At 42.6% G+C, this 20,502-nt stretch carries 18 protein-coding genes; 12 read left to right on the top strand and 6 right to left on the bottom strand.

Annotated features, from left to right (window positions below; genetic code table 11):
* Positions 1 to 2: 2 nt before the first annotated feature.
* Positions 3 to 1,154 (bottom strand): hydrogenase small subunit, encoded by a 1,152-nt coding sequence (locus MA_RS05945; protein ID WP_011021165.1) that lies wholly within the window; start codon positions 1,152 to 1,154, stop codon positions 3 to 5.
* Positions 1,155 to 2,594: 1,440 nt separating this feature from the next.
* On the opposite strand from MA_RS05945, the gene MA_RS05935 reads away from it, so the two are divergent.
* From MA_RS05935 to MA_RS05900, 8 genes are all read left to right on the top strand, one after another.
* Complete coding sequence (locus MA_RS05935) at positions 2,595 to 2,873, top strand: HypC/HybG/HupF family hydrogenase formation chaperone (protein WP_011021164.1); 279 nt, start codon at positions 2,595 to 2,597, stop codon at positions 2,871 to 2,873.
* Between the two features lie 34 nt (positions 2,874 to 2,907).
* Positions 2,908 to 3,993 carry a hydrogenase formation protein HypD gene (hypD, locus tag MA_RS05930; protein WP_048066181.1) on the top strand — a complete coding sequence of 362 codons (1,086 nt, stop codon included), beginning with the start codon at positions 2,908 to 2,910 and terminating at the stop codon, positions 3,991 to 3,993.
* The gene (gene hypA, locus MA_RS05925) at positions 3,986 to 4,387 is read left to right on the top strand and encodes a hydrogenase maturation nickel metallochaperone HypA (RefSeq protein WP_011021162.1); all 402 of its coding nucleotides are present in this window, start codon (positions 3,986 to 3,988) and stop codon (positions 4,385 to 4,387) included. Before hypD ends, hypA begins: the two co-directional genes overlap by 8 nt.
* Positions 4,388 to 4,607: 220 nt before the next feature.
* The gene (hypB, locus tag MA_RS05920; protein WP_011021161.1) at positions 4,608 to 5,279 is read left to right on the top strand and encodes a hydrogenase nickel incorporation protein HypB; all 672 of its coding nucleotides are present in this window, start codon (positions 4,608 to 4,610) and stop codon (positions 5,277 to 5,279) included.
* A 49-nt stretch (positions 5,280 to 5,328) separates the two neighbouring features.
* Positions 5,329 to 6,375 (top strand): hydrogenase expression/formation protein HypE, encoded by a 1,047-nt coding sequence (gene hypE, locus MA_RS05915; RefSeq protein ID WP_011021160.1) that lies wholly within the window; start codon positions 5,329 to 5,331, stop codon positions 6,373 to 6,375.
* Between the two features lie 493 nt (positions 6,376 to 6,868).
* Entirely contained in the window at positions 6,869 to 7,066 is a 198-nt protein-coding gene (locus MA_RS05910) for a hypothetical protein (RefSeq protein WP_048065045.1), read from the top strand.
* A 157-nt stretch (positions 7,067 to 7,223) separates the two neighbouring features.
* A complete protein-coding gene (locus tag MA_RS05905) occupies positions 7,224 to 7,769 on the top strand; it encodes a gamma carbonic anhydrase family protein (protein WP_011021158.1) in 546 nt (181 codons plus the stop codon).
* A gap of 87 nt (positions 7,770 to 7,856) precedes the next feature.
* Positions 7,857 to 8,480, top strand: coding sequence for a GyrI-like domain-containing protein (locus MA_RS05900; RefSeq protein ID WP_226990775.1), 624 nt, complete (start codon positions 7,857 to 7,859; stop codon positions 8,478 to 8,480).
* Between the two features lie 248 nt (positions 8,481 to 8,728).
* On the opposite strand, the gene MA_RS05895 is transcribed toward MA_RS05900, so the two are convergent.
* The 3 genes from MA_RS05895 to MA_RS05885 all read right to left on the bottom strand — a co-directional run bounded on the left by MA_RS05895 (position 8,729) and on the right by MA_RS05885 (position 12,257).
* Positions 8,729 to 9,535, bottom strand: a complete 807-nt coding sequence (locus MA_RS05895) for an ABC transporter ATP-binding protein (RefSeq protein WP_011021156.1) — start codon at positions 9,533 to 9,535, stop codon at positions 8,729 to 8,731.
* 4 nt (positions 9,536 to 9,539) lie between these two features.
* Positions 9,540 to 10,610: a FecCD family ABC transporter permease gene (locus tag MA_RS05890; protein WP_048065044.1), complete on the bottom strand. Its 1,071-nt coding sequence runs from the start codon at positions 10,608 to 10,610 to the stop codon at positions 9,540 to 9,542.
* Positions 10,611 to 10,943: 333 nt separating this feature from the next.
* The gene (locus tag MA_RS05885; RefSeq protein ID WP_083755879.1) at positions 10,944 to 12,257 is read right to left on the bottom strand and encodes an iron ABC transporter substrate-binding protein; all 1,314 of its coding nucleotides are present in this window, start codon (positions 12,255 to 12,257) and stop codon (positions 10,944 to 10,946) included.
* Positions 12,258 to 12,424: 167 nt separating this feature from the next.
* Between MA_RS05885 and MA_RS05880 the strand changes: the two genes are divergently transcribed.
* The 3 genes from MA_RS05880 to MA_RS05870 all read left to right on the top strand — a co-directional run bounded on the left by MA_RS05880 (position 12,425) and on the right by MA_RS05870 (position 16,223).
* The gene (locus MA_RS05880; RefSeq protein ID WP_011021153.1) at positions 12,425 to 13,843 is read left to right on the top strand and encodes a cytochrome c biogenesis CcdA family protein; all 1,419 of its coding nucleotides are present in this window, start codon (positions 12,425 to 12,427) and stop codon (positions 13,841 to 13,843) included.
* A gap of 301 nt (positions 13,844 to 14,144) precedes the next feature.
* Entirely contained in the window at positions 14,145 to 15,371 is a 1,227-nt protein-coding gene (locus MA_RS05875) for an iron ABC transporter substrate-binding protein (RefSeq protein ID WP_052279118.1), read from the top strand.
* Positions 15,372 to 15,395: 24 nt separating this feature from the next.
* Positions 15,396 to 16,223 carry a class I SAM-dependent methyltransferase gene (locus MA_RS05870; protein WP_011021151.1) on the top strand — a complete coding sequence of 276 codons (828 nt, stop codon included), beginning with the start codon at positions 15,396 to 15,398 and terminating at the stop codon, positions 16,221 to 16,223.
* Positions 16,224 to 16,388: 165 nt separating this feature from the next.
* Here MA_RS05870 and MA_RS24400 read toward each other — a convergent pair whose 3' ends face one another.
* Positions 16,389 to 18,983 carry a PGF-pre-PGF domain-containing protein gene (locus tag MA_RS24400; RefSeq protein WP_052279117.1) on the bottom strand — a complete coding sequence of 865 codons (2,595 nt, stop codon included), beginning with the start codon at positions 18,981 to 18,983 and terminating at the stop codon, positions 16,389 to 16,391.
* Between the two features lie 91 nt (positions 18,984 to 19,074).
* Between MA_RS24400 and MA_RS05860 the strand changes: the two genes are divergently transcribed.
* Positions 19,075 to 19,992 carry an IS481-like element ISMac4 family transposase gene (locus MA_RS05860; protein WP_011021141.1) on the top strand — a complete coding sequence of 306 codons (918 nt, stop codon included), beginning with the start codon at positions 19,075 to 19,077 and terminating at the stop codon, positions 19,990 to 19,992.
* 41 nt (positions 19,993 to 20,033) lie between these two features.
* On the opposite strand, the gene MA_RS26590 is transcribed toward MA_RS05860, so the two are convergent.
* The gene (locus MA_RS26590; RefSeq protein ID WP_157860108.1) at positions 20,034 to 20,447 is read right to left on the bottom strand and encodes a hypothetical protein; all 414 of its coding nucleotides are present in this window, start codon (positions 20,445 to 20,447) and stop codon (positions 20,034 to 20,036) included.
* Positions 20,448 to 20,502 lie beyond the last annotated feature (55 nt).

Genomic DNA, 20,502 nt, shown 5'->3' with positions numbered 1-20,502 from the left:
ACTCACTCTCCTTTCATTCTCCGAACAGCGTGTACCCCGGCAACTACGGTAGCAGCCCCGACTGCAGCTTTGGATAATGTGTCAATGTTTGCGCCAAGCAGCACTCCCTTGTCTTCAGCTTCAACATAGAAAGGTCTCGATGAGTCAGGGAAGCCGGGTTCAACGCAGGCAATACAGGGAGAGCCTGCCTGAGTACACATACTTACGGAACCATTCCAGCGGCGGATGGCACAATCTGCGTGAGAATAAGGAGCTTTGCAGCCTAATTTCCAGAGGCACTTTTCTCCACCGATCTGCTCATCGAATTCTCCGCGGTCATAGTAGCCACGGCGCGGGCAGTTTTCATGTACTGTGTGATCTGTTGGGAAAAAGACGATAGGTCTTCCATACTGGTCAAGAACGGTATCGAGGTCGTCGGGAACCTTGATCTTGCCAAGGATTACCGCACCTACGGTAAGGAGAATCCAATCAGGGTGTGCAGGACAACCAGGGATATTTATTACGGGTTTGTGGATCCCGAGCTCTGTGAGCATGCCTTTTGAGCTGTCTTCCTTTGTGAAAGCCACCCCCCTGTAATCCGTGACATCGGCAATGGCACTGTCAGCACAGGTGATTCCTCCGTAGGTGGCACAGGTTCCGACTGCAAGGATAGCATTGGCATTTTTTGCAGCTTTTTCAAAGAGCTCTTTGAAGGTCCTGTTCCCGATAACGCAGTAACGCCCTGAGCCATCTGGCCCGTTTGCAATTGCGCCTTCAACGACAAGGATATAGTTGCCTTCTTCGATGAGTTCGTCAACGAGAAGTTCGGAGTTCAGTTCAGAGGTGTTTACAGGCTCATCGTCCACAAAAAGCCCCTGTTGGGCAAGAAGAGTTTCATGATAAGCAAGGTTGACATTGAGCTTGTTGATTGCCTGAATAATATCAGGATTGCCTCCATTTAAAATAGATTCAGAACAGCCAGTGCATTCAGCACCGTGAAGCCAGATAATCTTGGTTTCTGCAAACTCAAGCGCACTTACAATCTCTGTTTTATAGGTGCCAAGAAAAGCAGTTGCTCCGAGAGCACCTACAGCCTTCATAAAAGTACGCCGGTCCAGTTTTAAGAAATCCAAACTATCCAGTGTACGGGCAAGGTTTTTCATTCCAGTACTCATCTCTACCACATCTTGTTTTTTACCCAAATATTACATCCGAATGAAAATCTAAATTTAGATTCGTATTAATTATATAAATGTGTATATAAATATACCAATAATGTTTTGAATGAGGGAATAGTATTTAAGGTTTTTTACAAGATGAGATTAATATATTAATTCAGTGGATAGAAGTTATATAATATACAATAAAATATAATATTTTAACAAAATTAATAATAAGCTTTAATATACCCAATAAAGCAGTAAAAAACGATTTAACAGGACCTGTTGACCCCAAAGAATGATAAAATAATTTCCATTTCAAAAGGATTTTTTACCCGAGAAGTTAAAGCCAAACTGCGGAAAAATAAGACTGAAAAAGGAGATATTTTTTAGATATAATAAATAAAATAAATACAAAATCAATAAATCCCCGGGAAAAGCAAAAAAACAGTTGCAAGATATAAAGACAAAATTTAATGATACGGAGCTCGTGTACTAAAAACAAAGGCTTTGTAAGCTCCGATCAGACCCCTGAAAGAACTACAACCTTTATTTACATAAGTTTCCATTTAAAAAGCTCCTCTCTTTGTTGTTAACCTAAATCTTAATAACCCATTAACCTGTATTATGTTCTCTTTCTGCACCTTACTTTATCTTTCTGCACCTTACCTTAATACCTAAGCTGTGTTTCAAGTCCTGCACCAGAGGGATCCCCTTTCAAATCTTGTTTTATCAGTTCTCAGATAAAGCCTCAACTTTTGGAAACAAAATCAAAAACAAAAAAGATATAAAAAATAACTATACAATTGTTTAAAATAATATTTGCCATTATACGTTTTTAAACCCGGATTTTCAGTTCCAGGTGTACTCTGTTGTCCAAGTGTACTCTGTTGTCCAGGTTTATTATGTTGTTTTACTAACTCTTGCTTATTATCTGCCTCCTTCGATCTCCGGGAAGTCTGAGCAAAATGAAAAAGGAGATAGGGAAAACGGGATATTTTGGTAATGGGCAACTTTCCCATTCGTTAGCCCTGCAAAACAAATATTGTAAAGGTTTCTTCTCAAAAGAACAATCAAATTTAATCCAGATATTAATTCTCCAAATATTAATTCTCCAAATATTAATTCAGATATCAGTTAAATATCATTTTGAGCATCATTCAAATAGAATTTGAGTATCAATTCAAGTATGATGCGAGTACTATTCAAACAGAACCCAAGAATTATCCAAACAGAATATGAGTATTAATTTAAATAAAATCCAACTATAATTCGAGTATCATCAGATAGAATTTGAGTATTTGAGTATATCAGATAGGAGTAATCGATTAAAGTCAGTTCATTTCAAGTAATTGCATTAAAGCCATTCTTATTAAAGGATTTAGCTCACTGGAAAGTAAATTTCATAATTATCAGATTTTGAAAAGAAAAACAGGGAAAAACAGTAGAGGTAATATGTGTATAGCTATTCCTGGTAAAATCAAGGCCATCGTCAACGAAAACACTGCAACGGTTGATATGGGCGGGATCTGCAGAGATGTAAATATGGACCTGCTCGGAGGTGCCAGTGAGGATCTGCTCGGGAAATATGTACTTGTCCATGTGGGATATGCAATATCCGAAATCTCAAAGGAGGAGAGTGAAGAGACCATGCGCCTCCTCAAGCAGATATCAGGCCTTGAAGGTACGGATATCTTTGAACCGGGGTTCTCCGACGAGACGGACGCTGAGTGAAATGAAAAACGAGGACTCTTCTTTAAAGCCTTCAATGCCCGAAATTGAAAAAAAGCTCCTGGAAAGAATTCAGAAATCCGGGACCTCGCTCCGCATAATGCATGTCTGCGGGACGCATGAAAGGACCATAGCAAAATACGGGCTAAGAAGTGTACTTCCTGAGAATATCGAAGTAATAAGCGGTCCCGGATGCCCCGTCTGCGTCACCCCCGAAAAAGACGTTGACATTGCAATTGCCCTTGCGAAAAGCGGAGCAACTGTAGTCACTTTCGGAGATATGATGAGGGTTCCCGGTTCAGCGGAAAGCCTTCTGGATGCAAAAGCAGAAGGAACAGACGTAAGGATGGTCTACAGCATTGATGATGCCGTAGCCCTCGCAAACAAAAAACCTGAGCTCGAAGTAGTCTTTTTCGGGATCGGCTTTGAGACTACAGTCCCTGCCAACGCAGCAGCTCTTCTGAGAAATCCCCCCGAAAACTTCAGCCTCCTGGCCTCCCAGAAACAGACTCCTCCTGCAATTGAGCTTCTTGCCAGTGATACCGTAGTTGATGCTTTCATTGCCCCCGGACATGTAGCAACCATCATAGGGACAAAACCCTTCGAACATCTTGCAGAAAAAGGTTTTCCTGTTGTGGTAAGCGGGTTTGAGGCAAGGGATATCCTCCTTGGGATAAATCTTCTCCTGACCCAGACGGAACAGGGGGTTGCAAGGGTGGACAACGGCTATCCGAGGGCCGTAAAGCCCGAAGGAAACCCGATAGCCCTGAAAATGATGAATGAGGTATTCGAAACCTCGGAGTCGGAGTGGAGAGGCATTGGAAACATAGAGAATTCAGGGCTCGTGCTCAGGCAAGAGTACGAAGAAAAAGACGCCTCAAAGAAGTATGAAGATTTTTATTCGGCTTCCCTTGCCGAGATAAAGGCAAAAGCTGAGAAAAAGGATAAGAAGCGCTGCATCTGTGCAGCGATACTCACAGGGAAAGCAAAACCCTCCCAGTGCCCCAATTTCGGGAAAGACTGTACCCCGAAAAACCCGGCAGGCCCCTGCATGGTCAGCCAGGAGGGCATGTGCTACAACTGGTTCAGGTACTCACGGGAAGGGGGAAGCAGGTTTGCATGAGTATTCCATCGCCTGTGAGATATTTGAACAAGTAATAGAAACTGCAAAAGTTCACGGAGCCCTGGAAGTGAGGCATGTAACCCTGGAAATGGGACGGCTCTCCCATACGAATCCAGAGCAGCTGAGCTTCTGTTTTAAGGCCATTGCCGAGGGGAGCATTGCAGAAAATGCGGAGTTCATCGTAGAGACGATCCCACCCTCCCTGGAGTGTGAATGCGGATATACAGGCACTGTCGATGAAACACAGATCGGAAAGAACGATGAACTCCAAAGTGAACTTCTGGAATACATTGCAGCGCTCGAATGCCCGGTATGCGGAAAAAATGCACGTATCATAGGCGGCAGAGAACTGATCGTAAAAAGCATTGAGATAGAGACAGAAGTAGAACAGTGAACTTTCGGGCAGGCAAATATATAAATGTGGTAAAAGGTTAGCAGGTCTATCAAATTATAAGGGATATTATAAGGGATATCAAATCTTAAATCCTGCCATACACGCTGCTCTGCAAGATCAGATTGAATGCAATAGCGGATTTTCCATCAAGATTTCCATCAAGATTTCCATCAAGATTTCCATCAAGATAACCAAGCAACCCCGAGTGATGTTTATGTTAATGCATGTAATCCACATGGGACACGATGTCTTCAAGGCAAATGACAAAGTTGCCGAAAAAAACAGGAAGAACCTTGACAAACACGGAGTCTTCTCAGTCAACGTCATGGGAGCCATCGGGTCAGGAAAGACCACCCTGATCGAAGAAGCGGTCAGGCACCTCAAAGATAAGTACAGAACAGCAGTAATCGCAGGTGACGTTATCGCAGAGATGGACGCCTCCCGTTTCAGGAAACTCGGGGTGCCGACAACCCCTGTGAACACTGGAAAGGAATGCCACCTTGACGCAAAGCTGGTGGAAAAAGCCCTCGGAGAGGTTGACCTTGACAATACCGACCTCCTTATTATTGAAAACGTGGGCAATCTGATCTGCCCTGTGGACTTCAAGCTTGGAGAGCATCTCAGGGTAGTTGTGGTAAGTGTCACCGAAGGAGACGACATCATCCTCAAGCACCCCATGATTTTTAAAACTTCGGAACTTGCAGTCATAAATAAGGTTGACATTGCCCATGCGGTTGACGTTGACGCCGAGAAAATGAGGGACGATATCCATTCCTTAAACCCGGACATACCGGTAATCCTCACTTCAAAACATGACTGGGAAAGCCTTGAAACCTGGATTGGCTTTATCGAACTCGGGATCGGAAGAACACAGGAAGCCCGGAAAAAGTAAGACAAATAAAAGCGGTTAAAACGGGAACGCAAAGAAAAGGAGACAGGATATGAAAGCCAACACGATTTCTCTGGAACACGGCGCAGGCGGAGAGGTAATGCAGGCGCTGATAGGAGAGATTATCCTTAAAAACTTCCGCAACAAAAGTGCAGGCTCGATAGGACTTGAAAACCTTGATGACGGGTCCACTATCAGGCTTGAAAACTTTAACCCTGCCTCCGAACTTGTGCTGACGACAGACAGCCATGTAATAACCCCTGCTTTCTTCCCGGACACCAATATAGGTCGCCTGGCAGTTTCAGGCACCATCAATGACCTCACCGTAATGGGAGCAAAACCCCTTGCCCTTACCTGTGCAGTCATAGTCCCCGAAGGCTTTCCGATCCTTGACTTTGAAGAGATAATCAAAACAATGGACGAAACCGCTACCGAAGTAGGAGTCCCTATAATTACAGGCGACACCAAGACCGTGGAAAAAACCGCTCTAGACTCAATAATCCTGAACACGGCAGGCCTCGGCATAACTGACAGCCCTATCAGAGACTCAGGCCTGAAACCGGGAGACAAACTCCTTGTTACAGGCACGATCGGAGACCACGGGATCTCTCTTATGGCCCACAGGGAAGGCTTTGACTTCGATACCGACCTTGCCTCGGATTCCGCCCCCCTCTGGAAACTCATAGAACCCGTCCTGAAACTCCGGACCCCGGAAGGAACCCCTGTTATAACGGCTATGAAAGACCCGACCCGCGGCGGACTTGCAAATGCCCTCAACGAAATGGCAGCAAAAGCCGGAGCAGGAATCCTCCTTGAAGAAGACCTGATCCCCTTCAAACCCGCAGTCACCGCAGCCTGCGAAATGCTTGGCCTTGACCCCCTCGAAGTTGCAAACGAAGGAAAAGCCGTCATCGGAGTCAAAGCCGGCTTTGAAGAAGAAGCCCTCTCCCTCCTCAGACAGCACCCTTACGGCAAAGACGCAGCCCTTATCGGAGAAGTCACCGCAGAAAACAAAGGAGAAGTAATCCTGAGAAACCGTTTCGGCGGCATGCGTTACGTGGACATCCCCGCCGGAGACCCGATCCCCAGAGTCTGTTAATCACAGGCTTTCCGATCGCTTTTAATTGGCGGTTTCTTTTGCACATTATCCCCCTATTCCCCCCCTATTCTTCTCAATTTCTTACCGGCTACCGGGCTTTTTTAGCTTTATTTTTTCCTTTAATTCCTGACTTCCGTCTTTTTAAGCGCATACATGTTTTTCCGCAAATCTGCGAAGTCAGTTGATTGCGGTTAAAAGATTCTACCTTGAATCTAATGTGCTTAAGTTTAAGCGCATAAGTCAGCATCAGACGACGTTTATGCCTTAAAAATGCGGAGCTAAAGTTAATTAGTCCTCTTGAGCGAAGCGGAGCTGAGCGAAAAGGAATGTTATTTGTCCTTAAATTAGTCTGCTTGAGCGAGCAAAGCGAGCGAAACGGACGGCGGGCTCCCGAATCGCAATTCGGGAGACACAACATATTTAAACTCGTGGTCAAAAATAAGCACGTAACAAAAAAACAGATACTGAAAGGCAAATAAGAAGGAGCTAAGGCTTGAAACGTGATCACATTGTGGAAGGCAGGAAAAAGGAATATTTGACAGACCCTTCAATCAGTTCAATAATCGGCCACATGCTTAAGCGACAAAAGCCTGAAAGAAAGAATACAGGATATACGGAATTGAAACCAAACCTCAGCCCTATTCTAACGATACTGGTCATCGCATATCTCGTGTATCGTTATGCGGTCTGAACCGTTTGCAGTTTGAACCTGAATCTATTTTTGAGACCTGCAGAAAAGTCCATACGTAGCTGAAGCTAAAATTAAGAAACGAAATAAACAATGCCGACAAAGAACAAGATAAGGAAAAGAAAACAAGGATGACGCCTGAAAAAGTAGAGGGATAAAAATGAGGATATATTTTAACGGGAAAACCCCGAAAATCTCAGAAACGGCTTTTGTTGCGAATTCGGCAGACATAATCGGAAATGTTGAGGTAGAGAGCTTTTCAAGCATATGGTTCAATGCCGTGATAAGAGGGGATCAAAACAAAATAAAGATCGGAAACCGAACAAGCATTCAGGACGGAGTTGTGATTCATGCAGACCCTGAAAACGGAGTTCAGATTGGAGATAATGTATCAGTCGGGCACGGGGCTGTACTTCACGGGTGCAGGATCGAAGATAACGTGCTTATCGGCATGAATGCAACCGTGCTGAACGGAGCAGAGATCGGAAAAAATTCCATCGTCGGAGCAAATGCACTTGTGCCCCAGGGGAAGAAATTTCCACCTAACAGCCTTATTATCGGAGTCCCGGGAACGATAAAAAGGGAGACAAACGAAGCAGAGGTCGAGGCTATAAAGGAAAATGCTGACGAGTATGTAGAGATGGCAAAAGAGTACAGGGAAGAGATGAAGAAATTTGCTTTCGCAGCATCAAATTCAATGACCTGAACAGGAAGTTATCGCGGGAAAAGGGGCAGGAGTAAGGGTTAAGGAAAGAGCAGAAATAGGGGGAGACTAGAAATGTCAAAGTTAGACTTGAAAAAGGAAAACAAAGAACTTTACAACCCATCCGCAAAAGAAGTTTCAATTATAGATGTTCCCGAAATGAATTTTTTAATGATAGATGGAGAAGGAGACCCCAATACATCAAAGGAATATCAGGACGCAATAGAAGCATTGTTTTCGGTATCTTTTAAAGCTAAATTCATTTCTAAAAAAGAGATCTCGCAGGATTATGCAGTAATGCCGCTTGAAGGGCTCTGGTGGATTGAAAATATGGAGGACTTTGATATTCAGAATAAAAGCAACTGGAATTGGACAGCAATGATAAGGCAGCCCGACTTTATCACGAAAAACATTATAGAAAAAGCCATCGAAGAAGTGGAAAAGAAGAAAAATCCTCCTGCCCTTGCCAGGCTAAGATTTGAAAGCCCACATGAAGGCTTGTCAGCCCAGATAATGCATATCGGTCCTTATTCCAAGGAAGGGCCCACGATAGAGAAACTGCATAATTTCGTAAAAGAGGAAGGGTATGAATTTGACGGCAGCATGCCTGGGGAGAGACACCACGAAATATATCTGAGCGATATGCGCAGAACGAAACCGGAAAAACTTAAGACTATTATAAGACAACCCATGAAAGAGAAAAAAATAGAGTGATGATCAGGAGAATAATCAGAAATAATCAGAAATGATCAGAAATGATCAGAAATAATCAGAAATAATCAGAAATATCAGAAATAATCAGTAAAATAATCAGTAAACAGTAAAATAATCAGTAAACAGTAAATAATAGTCAGATTACTGAAATTGCTCCTATTGTTATTGCGAATACGTAATAATGCTATCATCAGCAACTTTTAACTTAAAAGCGCTTATACTGGCAGCTTACCCGTCCGTTAATAATTTTATAACAAATCATTGTTTATAGTAGTTATTGGACATTCGGCCTGAATGTTTTTCGGGTATACCATCATCAGACGATCCATGTAGCCTACACTGCAGATATCACTAAATATAGTGCTTAGTAATTCTTCGGATACTACACTTTTTGGATTACCCTTTGCGACCAGGCCTCCCCCGTACATGACTATGACGTCATCACAGAACCATGAGATATGGTTAGGGTCATGGCTGCAGGCCAGTATGGTCGTCCCTTTTGCGGAGATTTTCTTCAGAATGTTCCAAATCCGTATCTGATTGCAGAAGTCCAGAGCGGAAGTGGGCTCGTCCAGCAGCATTAACGGCGTTTCCTGTGCCATAGCCCTCGCGATGAGTACGAGCTGGCGTTGGCCACCACTAAGCTGGTTGTATGGCTTATCGGCGATATGGGAGATCTCAAGCATTTCCAGAGCCTCCATGACCTTACTCTTGTCATCCTCAGAGACGCCGAATATACCACCCATGTGAGGAGTCCTGCCCATCAGCACGACTTCCTTGACGAGGTACGGAAAAGGCGGCTTATGTTCCTGGGGCACGTAGGCAACAAGTTTTGCCAACTCCCCTATCTTCTTCCTCTTAACATCGCATCCGTCAATGCATATGCTGCCGTTATCGTACTTAAGAAAGCTCATGCAGCACTTAAACAGGGTTGTCTTCCCGGACCCATTTGGCCCGAAAAGCCCGCATAAAGAACCTTTTTTTACCCTGAATGAAACGCCTTCGAATATGGGTATGCCACTATACCCAAAGCCCAGATTATCTACTTTTAACATCTAATCACCCGAAGATCTCCTTTTCTTTGCTACGCAGCAGATATATGAGGTATGGAGCACCTACGATGGAAGTGATGATTCCGATTGGGATTTCCGCCGATGTCAGCGTGCGTGCGATCGTATCGCAAAAGATAATGTAAACACCGCCCATCAGTGCTGCTGTAGGAATGACAAACCGGTTATCCGGCCCCTGGATAAGGCGGGCAGCATGGGGCATCATCAGGCCGACCCACGCAATAATTCCCACCGAAGATACACAGACGGCAGTCACAAGCGTGGCCAGGACAATAAAAATAAACTTGAAAATTTCCGGATTCACGCCCAGCGCCCGAGCTTCTTCATCACCCATGGAAAGGACATTTAGCTTCCATCCGAAGAACCACATGATAGCTACAGATATTAACACGACAGGCACAGTCAGATATACATCATTCCACGTGGTATAGTAAAAGCCTCCCATCATCCAGAAGACGATCTCTCTCAGTTGTGTATCATCGGAGATGTATTTCATGATGGAAACGCAAGCTCCAAATATCGAGCCAATAATGATGCCGGCAAGCACCAGCGTGACTACGGGAGTTTGTCCTCTGTTCCTTGCCAGCGTATACGCCAGGAATACAGAGAGCGAGGCAAACACGAAAGCACTTACCTGTATAGATATAAAGATATGAGGATAGACAATACCCAGCGCTGCGCCGAATGCCGCACCCGAAGATACTCCAAGGATGTATGGCTCCACAAGAGGATTGCGGAAACATCCCTGATAAATCGCCCCGGCCACAGAAAGGCCGATACCTACGGTTATGGCCGTGATGACCCTCGGGAAACGGATGTTCCAGACGATAGTGTTTCTCAACTTATTCAGGGAATCTACGTTATCCGGTGAAAACAAGTGAGTGGCAATGATGGTGTATACTTCCGGCATAGAAATTTTATAAGTCCCTAAACAGATAGTGACCATGCCGCCTGCCACCACAACGACAGCGAGAAAGAGCATTATAGACAGCTTCCTCGCCTCAAAAAAATCAAGGGCAGTTCGAGTCGATTTTTTCACATCAGTCGATATTTCTTCCATGACAAACACCTAGAAATCAGGTCCACCGTCAGTTCAGCCACTGGTTTGAGCAAAGACACGTTTGTATCCTTAGTCGCTTTCACCTGCAAGCCACATATGCCCTTAATAAGCCACATATGTCCTTGAATACTGCATCCATCCTAATCCGAGCCCGGCCCATGCAGGCGTCGACTTGACACCAGCATCTGAATTACCGGCCGGCCCGGTATAGTCTGCAAGAGGAGCAAGCAACATTATGACGATAAAGGATTACAACGTGCTTAATAAATCAGAATACACAAATCCGACCAAGTTTTGTTCCCATACTCTTTCATCATTGGTCTCACAGCGTTTTTAGAAATCGTACTCCACAGTCCAGTCAAGGTATTGAGCAGACCTGATTTTCTCTGCTGTTGTACGGTCCACTCCGTACACGTCCTGATACAGTTTCAATGCAAACTCATGGACCTTGATATCCTGGAACCGATCAGGATAGCAGCCCTTCGCGACAATCATGAGGTCAAGCGGATACTCGACACGACGGTCACAGTTTCTCGGGGTGTAAGGCATGGAATAGATACGCTTGTCTTTCACAGCCTGAAGTTCCTGCAAGTTTTGGTAATATATCGCATCTTGAAGTTCGATAGGCGGATGATACCCGGAATACGTGGGTAAAAAAATCACATCAGGGTTTAATGCCAGCACCTGTTCGGCATTGAGCAGCTTACCCGAGCCTGTATCCCTGTAAGCATTCTTGCCATTGGCAACAGTCTCGAGAATATACGATTCCGGAGTGTCAATGCCACTTACATACCCGGCACCACCACTTTTTCTGGCCTTTGAAGAGAGCCCAAGATACAATGCGGTGATCTTTTCCTCATCAGGGATATCCTGCGTCCTGTCCCGGATCATTTTTTCCGTATCACTCAGATAGTCTGCCAGGGCCATCGCCTCCTGCTCCTTATAGAACAACTGTCCGATTATACGCATCTCGTCACGCATGGTATTCAGATCGGAATTCTGGTAAGTATTCGGCGAATAAAGCACAATTACAGGTATGCCCAGCGACTCGATCATCGAGATCTTTTTATCATTGTCTTCGAGATTGGTGGCACTCATCTCGCAGTCACCGATCCGTATAATAAGTACATCAGGATTCGCACTGGCAAGTTTTTCGTAATTAATAATGGTCATACCTGACGAAGACTCCGTACAGGACACATTAGCTATCCACGGATTAACGATACACATTGTATTTGATCCGCCGCTAAAAGTGTAGTTTGTGCCGGAGTTCAGAGTAATATTTGACTGATAAAAGGATCTAGAACTAAGCCCGGCCGAGCCTATGGAAACTACTTTGTCAACCTCACTAAGATTCGTCAGGACGCCTTCGACAAAGCCGTCATCGATGGTAGCTACACGCTTGATCTCCTTAGGCACTTTCACCTGCACGCCACGCATATCAGTGATATATTGGTATTGCTCATCAAGAGAGGCTACTATCGCTGAGTCTGTGGATGTTGTCGTACCTGGATCTGTCTGCCCCGTGCATCCCTCTACAGAAACAATAAGGAGTATTACAAGTACACATAACACGAAGTCTTTTTTAAAATAACCCGAAGACTTGCCGATTCTGATTCTATCACTATTGTTAAACTTATCATTCATACAAAATACCTGTAGCAATAATTAATATCTTTGTATTACATTTTACTACATAATATTATCGAATTAGTGTTTGTAAATATGACTATTTGAAAATGTAGCAATTATTGTTAAAAAATAACGTATGATACACAGATGTGTAAAAGGTAAATTTAATATAAAGGGTTAAAATGGCAAGCCATCGCTACAATCTACTTCTCGAAAATCAAAGGATTGAAGCAATATGTGAGTCATGCATAGCGATAATAATCATATTTTTACTTCTATGTGTTCTGCCATCTGTCGCTTATGCCGATGATACAAAGCAAATAACTGTCTTGTATCTCTATGATGAAAGTTGCAATCGATGTACTGAAACGACACCTTTAATCAGGCAGGCCATTGAAGAAGCCTGCGATGAAGGTTTGCCTGTCAATTACCGGGAAATCAGGGTCAATTCACGAGAAGGCGCATCATATATCGACCGGTATCGTCTAATCGATATACCGGATCTGATCATCGATAACCATACCATCATTGGGCCTGCAAATCTGGAAGGGGAGTACGATACGGTTCTAAGGAGTATTAAAGATACAATCGTATCTTCTTATGGGTATGATTCTCCAGTGATCGTACATACGACTGCGGTAAAAAGGAGTAATAACGACAGCGAAGTCGCAGTGACAGTATATATATCCAATCAAAGTAACACAACAATCAACGCCAGTCTCTCTGGAGGGCTGACAGAAGGCTCTCGCTTAACTTCAGGAAAATTTTTCTGGAACGGTCAATTACAGCCTGGTGCCGAGGAAAAGATCACATATGTACTTTATGGCGGCAACACATCTTATGTATTCCCCTCGATCGTATATTATGAAGATAACTGCGGCAGTCACGTTGTTACAGACAGTTATGTGCCTATCAGGACGATACCGGCGCTGTCAGTTCCCATCGCATTTGCATCTGGCATCATAGCTGCGTTTTCCCCATGTATCCTCGCAGTCATGGCATATATGGCCACACTGGCAGCCTCCGGTGGAAGGCGATACTTGTTGCTGATTAATGTAATGGCATTTTCGGCAGGGCTACTCTTCATGTATTCACTTATAGGAATCTGTTTTTACATGTTCAGTGTAACCATACCCTCCCTGTATAGCATAGTCAGATATGCGATCGTTACTTCTATGCTCATTATCGGCTCCACCATGATAATCAGGACGCCACCCCTTCATGAACGCAGCTTCTCGGATGCGGGGTTCAAAAGACTTGTTTTACTGCTCAGGCCATATAGCCGAATACACACGACTGGCTTCAGCTTTGCCATGGGGCTTGGATTTGGCTTGATTAAAATGCCCTGTGCAGGCGGGCTGTATCTCGCGATACTCGGCATGATGGCCGCCCAGAACAACTCATTTCAAGGATTATATTACCTGCTGGCCTATGATGCCGGTGTTGTGTTACCTGTACTGGGGTTAGGGATGTTGCTTGCCACAGGGCTTTCCGCCCGCCGGTTGGATACGATCAGGACACGATACCGGACCTCTCTAAACACCGCAACAGGGATCATGCTCTTTATTTTGGCCACAGTGCTGGCATTTAACAAAATATAAACACATGAGCTGAAACAGATCAATATGATAAAACTTAGTAACTTTATAACATACAATAACACATATCTAATAAAATAGTCAATTTTATTAAGGATAAGATGGATTAACGTGCTACAAATCATTTATCATTAATTAACGATTTTCATGCACAACTTCGGATGCACACATGGTGATTTTCCGTACTTGAATGTTAAATATTTTACATAAAGATCGTGTACTTTCAGACATTTTTGTATCTTAACCTAATACAAAAAGTTACAATTAACGATTAACTAGTAAGCAATTGAGGTTGAGATTTTTTATGACTAAAATGATAGTTTATATGTTTCTAATTTTACTCATTAGCCTGCCGTTTGCCGGATGTATATCAGAAAAAACCACTTTGCCAGTAGCAGCTCCATCGACAAATGATGAATCTAATACTATCACGGATATGAGGGACGTCCAGGTAAAAGTGCCGAAAAACATTACAAGGGCCGCTGTAATCAGTGACGGTTTCGTCGAATGTGTGATGATCAGCCTGGGTGTCCAGGATACTATCGTGGCTGTTGGTACTACAATCACCAATGACTATACTTATGTATTCCCGAGTGCCAAGGGAGAAAATTTCACGTATGAAAACGGCAAAAACACGATGCTTTACTTGGACCCTTCATTAAGTGATACGGTCAGGTTGACACCCCAGCAGTACAACGTTATCAGCTACGAAGCGCTTGCGAGTTCAAACCCTGACATCATTATTCTTAGGGTAGGGGATTGTTCGGTCGGTTGGGACAACCGTGATACGATGAATAAGACGATCGACACGATGGAATCGCTTGGAATCCCTGTGATAGTCCTGTATTCCCCTACATATTACTCGAACTCAGACCTCTCTACTATGAGAGACGAGATAAAAATTATCGGACAAATTTTCGGTAAAGAGAAAGATGCTCTTGAGTTGGCCGATTACATTCAAAACACGGAGAAAATGATATCGAACAAAACCAAGGATATACCTGAGTCAAACAAACCTACGGTGTTGTACTTCGGCCTTTCGCCCAATGCCAGAAAAGCCGGGGGTGCAGGTCACTCCTGGGGCATCGATACACCTGAGTCGTACACCATCGAGGGCATTGTACATGCGAAGAATGCCTATCGGGATACCGGTACCGCAAAGATACTGAACACCGAGCAGGTTCTAGCCCTGGATCCTGATGTTATATTGCTGGCTACATCGTGGGGATACCATCCTGCCCGGGAACTTTATGAAGCGCCGTATTACCAGAACCTGAATGAGTTGAGTGCGATAAAAAATAAGAGAGTCTATTCGATGCCGTGGACGCCCTCAAACTGCGCCCGGCGTCTGGAATACCCTATCGACCTGATGATAACGGCGAAAGCAGCTTACCCGGATAAGTTCCAGGATATCACGGTCCACGAATGGGTACTGGACTTCTACAAGCAGGTCTATAATGTCGATGACGAAACTGCCAGAGGTCTCAGATCAGCACAATGGCTCGAATGGATGGAAGAGGAGAACTTTTGAGGTGGATTTTTAAGGAGGATTCCAATGATGAACAATGTAATCGACTATGGAGAGATCTGGAAAACGATGATGGCCGAGAGTAAGAAGACGAACTTCGAAACCGGCAGGTTCTGGACAATTGAGGAGGCGATTAAGTATGACACACAGATCAAGATGGACAACTGGAATTTTTCCAGAAACATAATCAAGAGAATCGATTTCACACCAGATTCGAAAGTCCTGGATATCGGGGCAGGTCCCGGTACCCTGACCATACCGCTCGCTGACATGGTTAAGCACGTCACTGCAGTCGAGCCCTCTGATGGTATGCTATACTGCCTGAAAGAGAATATCAAAGCAAAGGAGCTGAATAACGTATCCTGGATCCAGAAAAAATGGGAAGACATCGACCTCAAAGACCTGGATGCCCCATATGATGTGGTCGTTGCCTCGTTTTCCCTGTCAATGCCGGATATAAAAGAGGCAGTGATTAAAATGAACAATGTTTCCTCGAAATACGTCTATCTGAACTGGTTTGCGGGAATGCCGTCCTGGGAAAAAACGTATGCTGAAGCATGGAAAAGGATCCACGGCACCTCATATAACATTCACCCGCAGATCGACTGCATATACAAAGTGCTGTACGATATGAGAATATACCCGAACGTCACCGTATACCCTGATTACTGGGAACTGGTCTATCCTAGAATGGAAGAAGCAGTTAATCACTACAAACGAATCGTCAACGCGACCACCACCGAACACGAGGCGATACTAAAGAAATACATATCCGAGACCTTTTCCTGCGAGAACGGAAATCTCAGGATGAAGGAGAAATCACACACTGGATGGCTGTGGTGGAAAAAATCGTGAGTCGGTCCGGATGGCATATAAGATGCCATTCCACATATTTTCCATATCTATGTCTTTGCAATTTCTCTATTATGCTTTTAATTAAATTTTAAAGCATTAATAGAGAAATTGGCAAAGGATCAAATAATTAGATAGTAGAGTAAACTATCCCACCATCTAACTTAATTATCTTCTTCTATACAGGAACAATCCAAGCAACCAGATAACACAGTAAATCATTTCAAACCCAGGCGTACTTCTTTCCCTCTGCTCAGAAGTCTGTTCGATTTCTAATGTTGTATTGTTTTGCTTATTTTCCTGTGTTTTAGATGTAGTCGCTATTACATTCCCTGTTTCATCTACTATTGTTTTGCCCGCTATTGCAAAGGGAGAGAATTCAGGGGTTTTAGCTGTGAAATACATATATTTGTCATCCTTCCCGAGAAGGGTGGTTGGAAGCTCGTTCCATTTCTTGTCGCTGTACCTGTTCAGGATGATTGAAGACTGGTCAATCCCTTTATCCTGTATCCAGGATTTTTCAACTTTGAAGCATACAGTCGCGTTTTCAATGTTCATTTCAGTTGCATATCCGCCGTTGCCAACCCAGATATTGAGATAATTGTAGACTTCACCGGTGAGTGCATCGGGAGTAAGCGTAGATTTATTTTTCAGCATCTCAACAACGGTTGTGGTTTTTCCTGCAGTCTTTTTTGCATCAAAGCTCACATATACCACAGAAGTAGCATTCCTTGTGAGATCAAACCTTACAGGTTGTCCGTTTGTAATAAAAGCCTGTGAAAGTTCCCTCACTTCAACATTTCTTGCAGGTTCAGGGGAACCCCCACCACCACTGCTGCTGTGGCTGCTGCCACTGCTACTGCCGTCACTACTACTGCCTTCACCGCTACTATTGTCACTATTACTGTTGTCGCTACTACTATTGTCACTGCTGTCGAGAACGCTTCCTGATATAGTATACCTAAGCAAGGGATAGAAATTTTCAATTGCCTTTTCTTCATCTCCGCTTGCCCAATCCAGTTCGACATTAACGTCAGATACTTCCTCACAATTTTTAAGAGACACAATTGTTGTTCCAAACAAATACTTTCCCTGAGAAGGAATGTATTTAAAGGCAGTTACAGAATAGTTTTTTCCATATTCTAACCAACTGTCGCTGCCTAAATCACCGGATTTGTAATTTCCATAATCATCACACTTTCTAATCCCCGTAATACCGTTTCCTTGGATTACAACGTGTGTGTTAGAGACATTTATGTTTTCATTTTGAATATTAGAAAAAACGCTTCCTGAAAAAGAATATTTAAACAGGGGAAAGAAGCTTTCAATTATCTTTTCTTCAGCTTCATTTGCCCAGTCTAATATAATATTAACATCAGAAACGGTTTCAATATCCCCAAGAGATGTATTTGTTGTTCCAAATAAGTATCTTCCCTCAGGAGGAATATATTTAAAAGCAATTAAAGAATAATTTCCATACTCTAACCAATAATCAATACTGAGGTTACCGAACTTATAATTCCCGTACTCGTCACTTTTTCCAAGCCCAGTCATGCCGTTTCCCTGGATTACAACGTTTGTGTCAGAGGCGTTTACGGTTTTGTCTTGTACATCGGAAAAAACGTTTCCTGATATAATATATTTAAGCAAGGGATAGAAATTTTCAATTGCTTTTTCTTCATCTTCACTTGCCCAATCAAGTATGATTTTAACCTCAGATACATCCTCATAATTATTAAGAGACACATTTGTTGTCCCAAATAGGTATTTTCCCTCAGAAGGAATATATTTAAAAGCAATTAAAGAATAATTTCCATACTCTAACCAATAATCAATACTGAGGTTACCGAACTTATAATTTCCGTACTCATCACTTTTTCCAAGCCCAGTCATGCCGTTTCCCTGGATTCCGATGTTTGTGTATGAAGTATTTATACTTCCATCTTCTATCTCGGAAACAATGCTCCCTGATATAGTATATTTAAGCAAGGGATAGAAATTTTCAATCGTCTTTTCTTCATCCTCACTTGCCCAATCAAGTATGATTTTAACCCCAGATACTTCCTCATAATTTTTAAGAGACACATTTGTTGTTCCAAATAAGTATCTTCCCTCAGAAGGAATATATTTAAAAGCAATTAAAGAATAATTTCCATACTCTAACCAATAATCAATACTGAGGTTACCGAACTTATAATTCCCGTACTCGTCACTTTTTCCAAGCCCAGTCATGCCGTTTCCCTGGATTACAACGTTTGTGTCAGAGGCGTTTACGGTTTTGTCTTGTACATCGGAAAAAACGTTTCCTGATATAATATATTTAAGCAAGGGATAGAAATTTTCAATTGCTTTTTCTTCATCTTCACTTGCCCAATCAAGTATGATTTTAACCTCAGATACATCCTCATAATTATTAAGAGACACATTTGTTGTCCCAAATAGGTATTTTCCCTCAGAAGGAATATATTTAAAAGCAATTAAAGAATAATTACCATACTCTAACCAATAATCAATACTGAGGTTACCGAACTTATAATTTCCGTACTCATCACTTTTTCCAAGCCCAGTCATGCCGTTTCCCTGGATTCCGATGTTTGTGTATGAAGTATTTATACTTCCATCTTCTATCTCGGAAACAATGCTCCCTGATATAGTATATTTAAGCAAGGGATAGAAATTTTCAATTGTCTTTTCTTCATCCTCACTTGCCCAAGCAAGTATGATTTTAACCCCAGATACATCCTCATAATTTTTAAGAGACACATTTGTTGTCCCAAATAAGTATTTTCCCTCAGAATGTTTTATCCCGAAATTATTTCGCGCTAAATATGTCGGTTGTAATCCCTTATCTTTTGTGAAACTTAATGGAAAAAAGATACGTTGGATCATTGCTCAAAAATCGAAGGGTGAATCTACCTCGACGATAGCTGAGATCCAGGGGATCTCAGCCCGTCGAGTTCAGCAGATCTACAAAGAATACGTTGAAACTGGTCAGCTTCCTCAAGTTGGCATTAATCTTGGAAGACCAAAGAACCCCTTATCCTCCTCTGATAAGGAATTGATTGACCAAACTTACTCTGATTATAAGTTTGGAGCCTGTTACCTTGAGATTCTCATCGAAGGCAAATATAATCGTAAGATATCTCATAACAGAATCCATAACTATCTACTTAGCATGGACCTTGCCAAGGAAAACCGAAAAAAGAAACAGAGAAGAAAATGGTGTAGATACGAACGCGAACACAGCATGTCTGCTGCACACATCGATTGGCATGAGAATCCCCTGTTAGGACTGCAAGTCTGTGCCATTCTTGATGATTCATCAAGAATGATAATTGCAGGTGGAGAGTACGTTCATTGCAACACGGAGAACACCATTAAAGTGATTGATGAACTTGTTAAAGAGTACTGGGACATATACCCTTTAAGAGAGCTCATTATGGATCATGGAAGTGAATTCGGAGCTCACAGGATTAATAAGGATGGTTCATGGGATAGTGACTTTAAAAGATGCATTGAAGAACTTGGAATCAAACCAATACTTGCAAGGGTAAGACATCCTCAGACAAACGGAAAAATAGAGAAATGGTTCGATACATATCAAAGGTTTAGAGGAGAGTTTGAATCATTTGAAGAATTCGTACAGTGGTATAACAAGAGGCCTCATGGAGCTTTGAAACTTGAACAGTTAGAATCGCCACAGGAAGCATTCTGGAATAGATTACCAGTTGAGGCAAAGTTCAGAATAGGAGTGAGATTGTTTGGGTGGTGAAAACATGGACAAGAGGAAAAAAGTTTCAAAGCGAAATTATTTCAGGACAAAACATATTTTCCCTCAGAAGGAATATATTTAAAAGCAATTAAAGAATAATTTCCATACTCTAACCCATTGTAGTTGTCTAAATCACCGAACTTATAATTTCCATAGTCATCACACTTTATAATCCCCTTCATACCGTTTCCCTGAATTACAACATTTGTGTGAGAGGCATTTACAGTTTTGTTTTGTACATTGGAGAAAACGTTTCCTGATACTGAGTATGGGTTCTCGAGACCAGATGAGGAAGTGACAAAACTTTCATTATTACTTGTCGAGCTTACTGGACACAGAGTAAAAAAAAGTAAAGCGAGAATTATAAAATATCGGCAATAACTCAATTTATACCACCCAAACATGCCTGATATACAAGCTAATAATTTTTGACTTGAGGTTTTGACATTTTCCATATAGTTCCTTATTTTCAAATAATATCTACTAATAAAATTTATTTTGCAAAAAATT

The sequence above is a fragment of the Methanosarcina acetivorans C2A genome (genome assembly GCF_000007345.1).
In the GTDB taxonomy this organism is placed as follows: Archaea; Halobacteriota; Methanosarcinia; order Methanosarcinales; family Methanosarcinaceae; genus Methanosarcina; species Methanosarcina acetivorans.
Note: the sequence above shows the minus strand (reverse complement) of the source record. Positions and strands in the feature narration are given on the sequence as shown.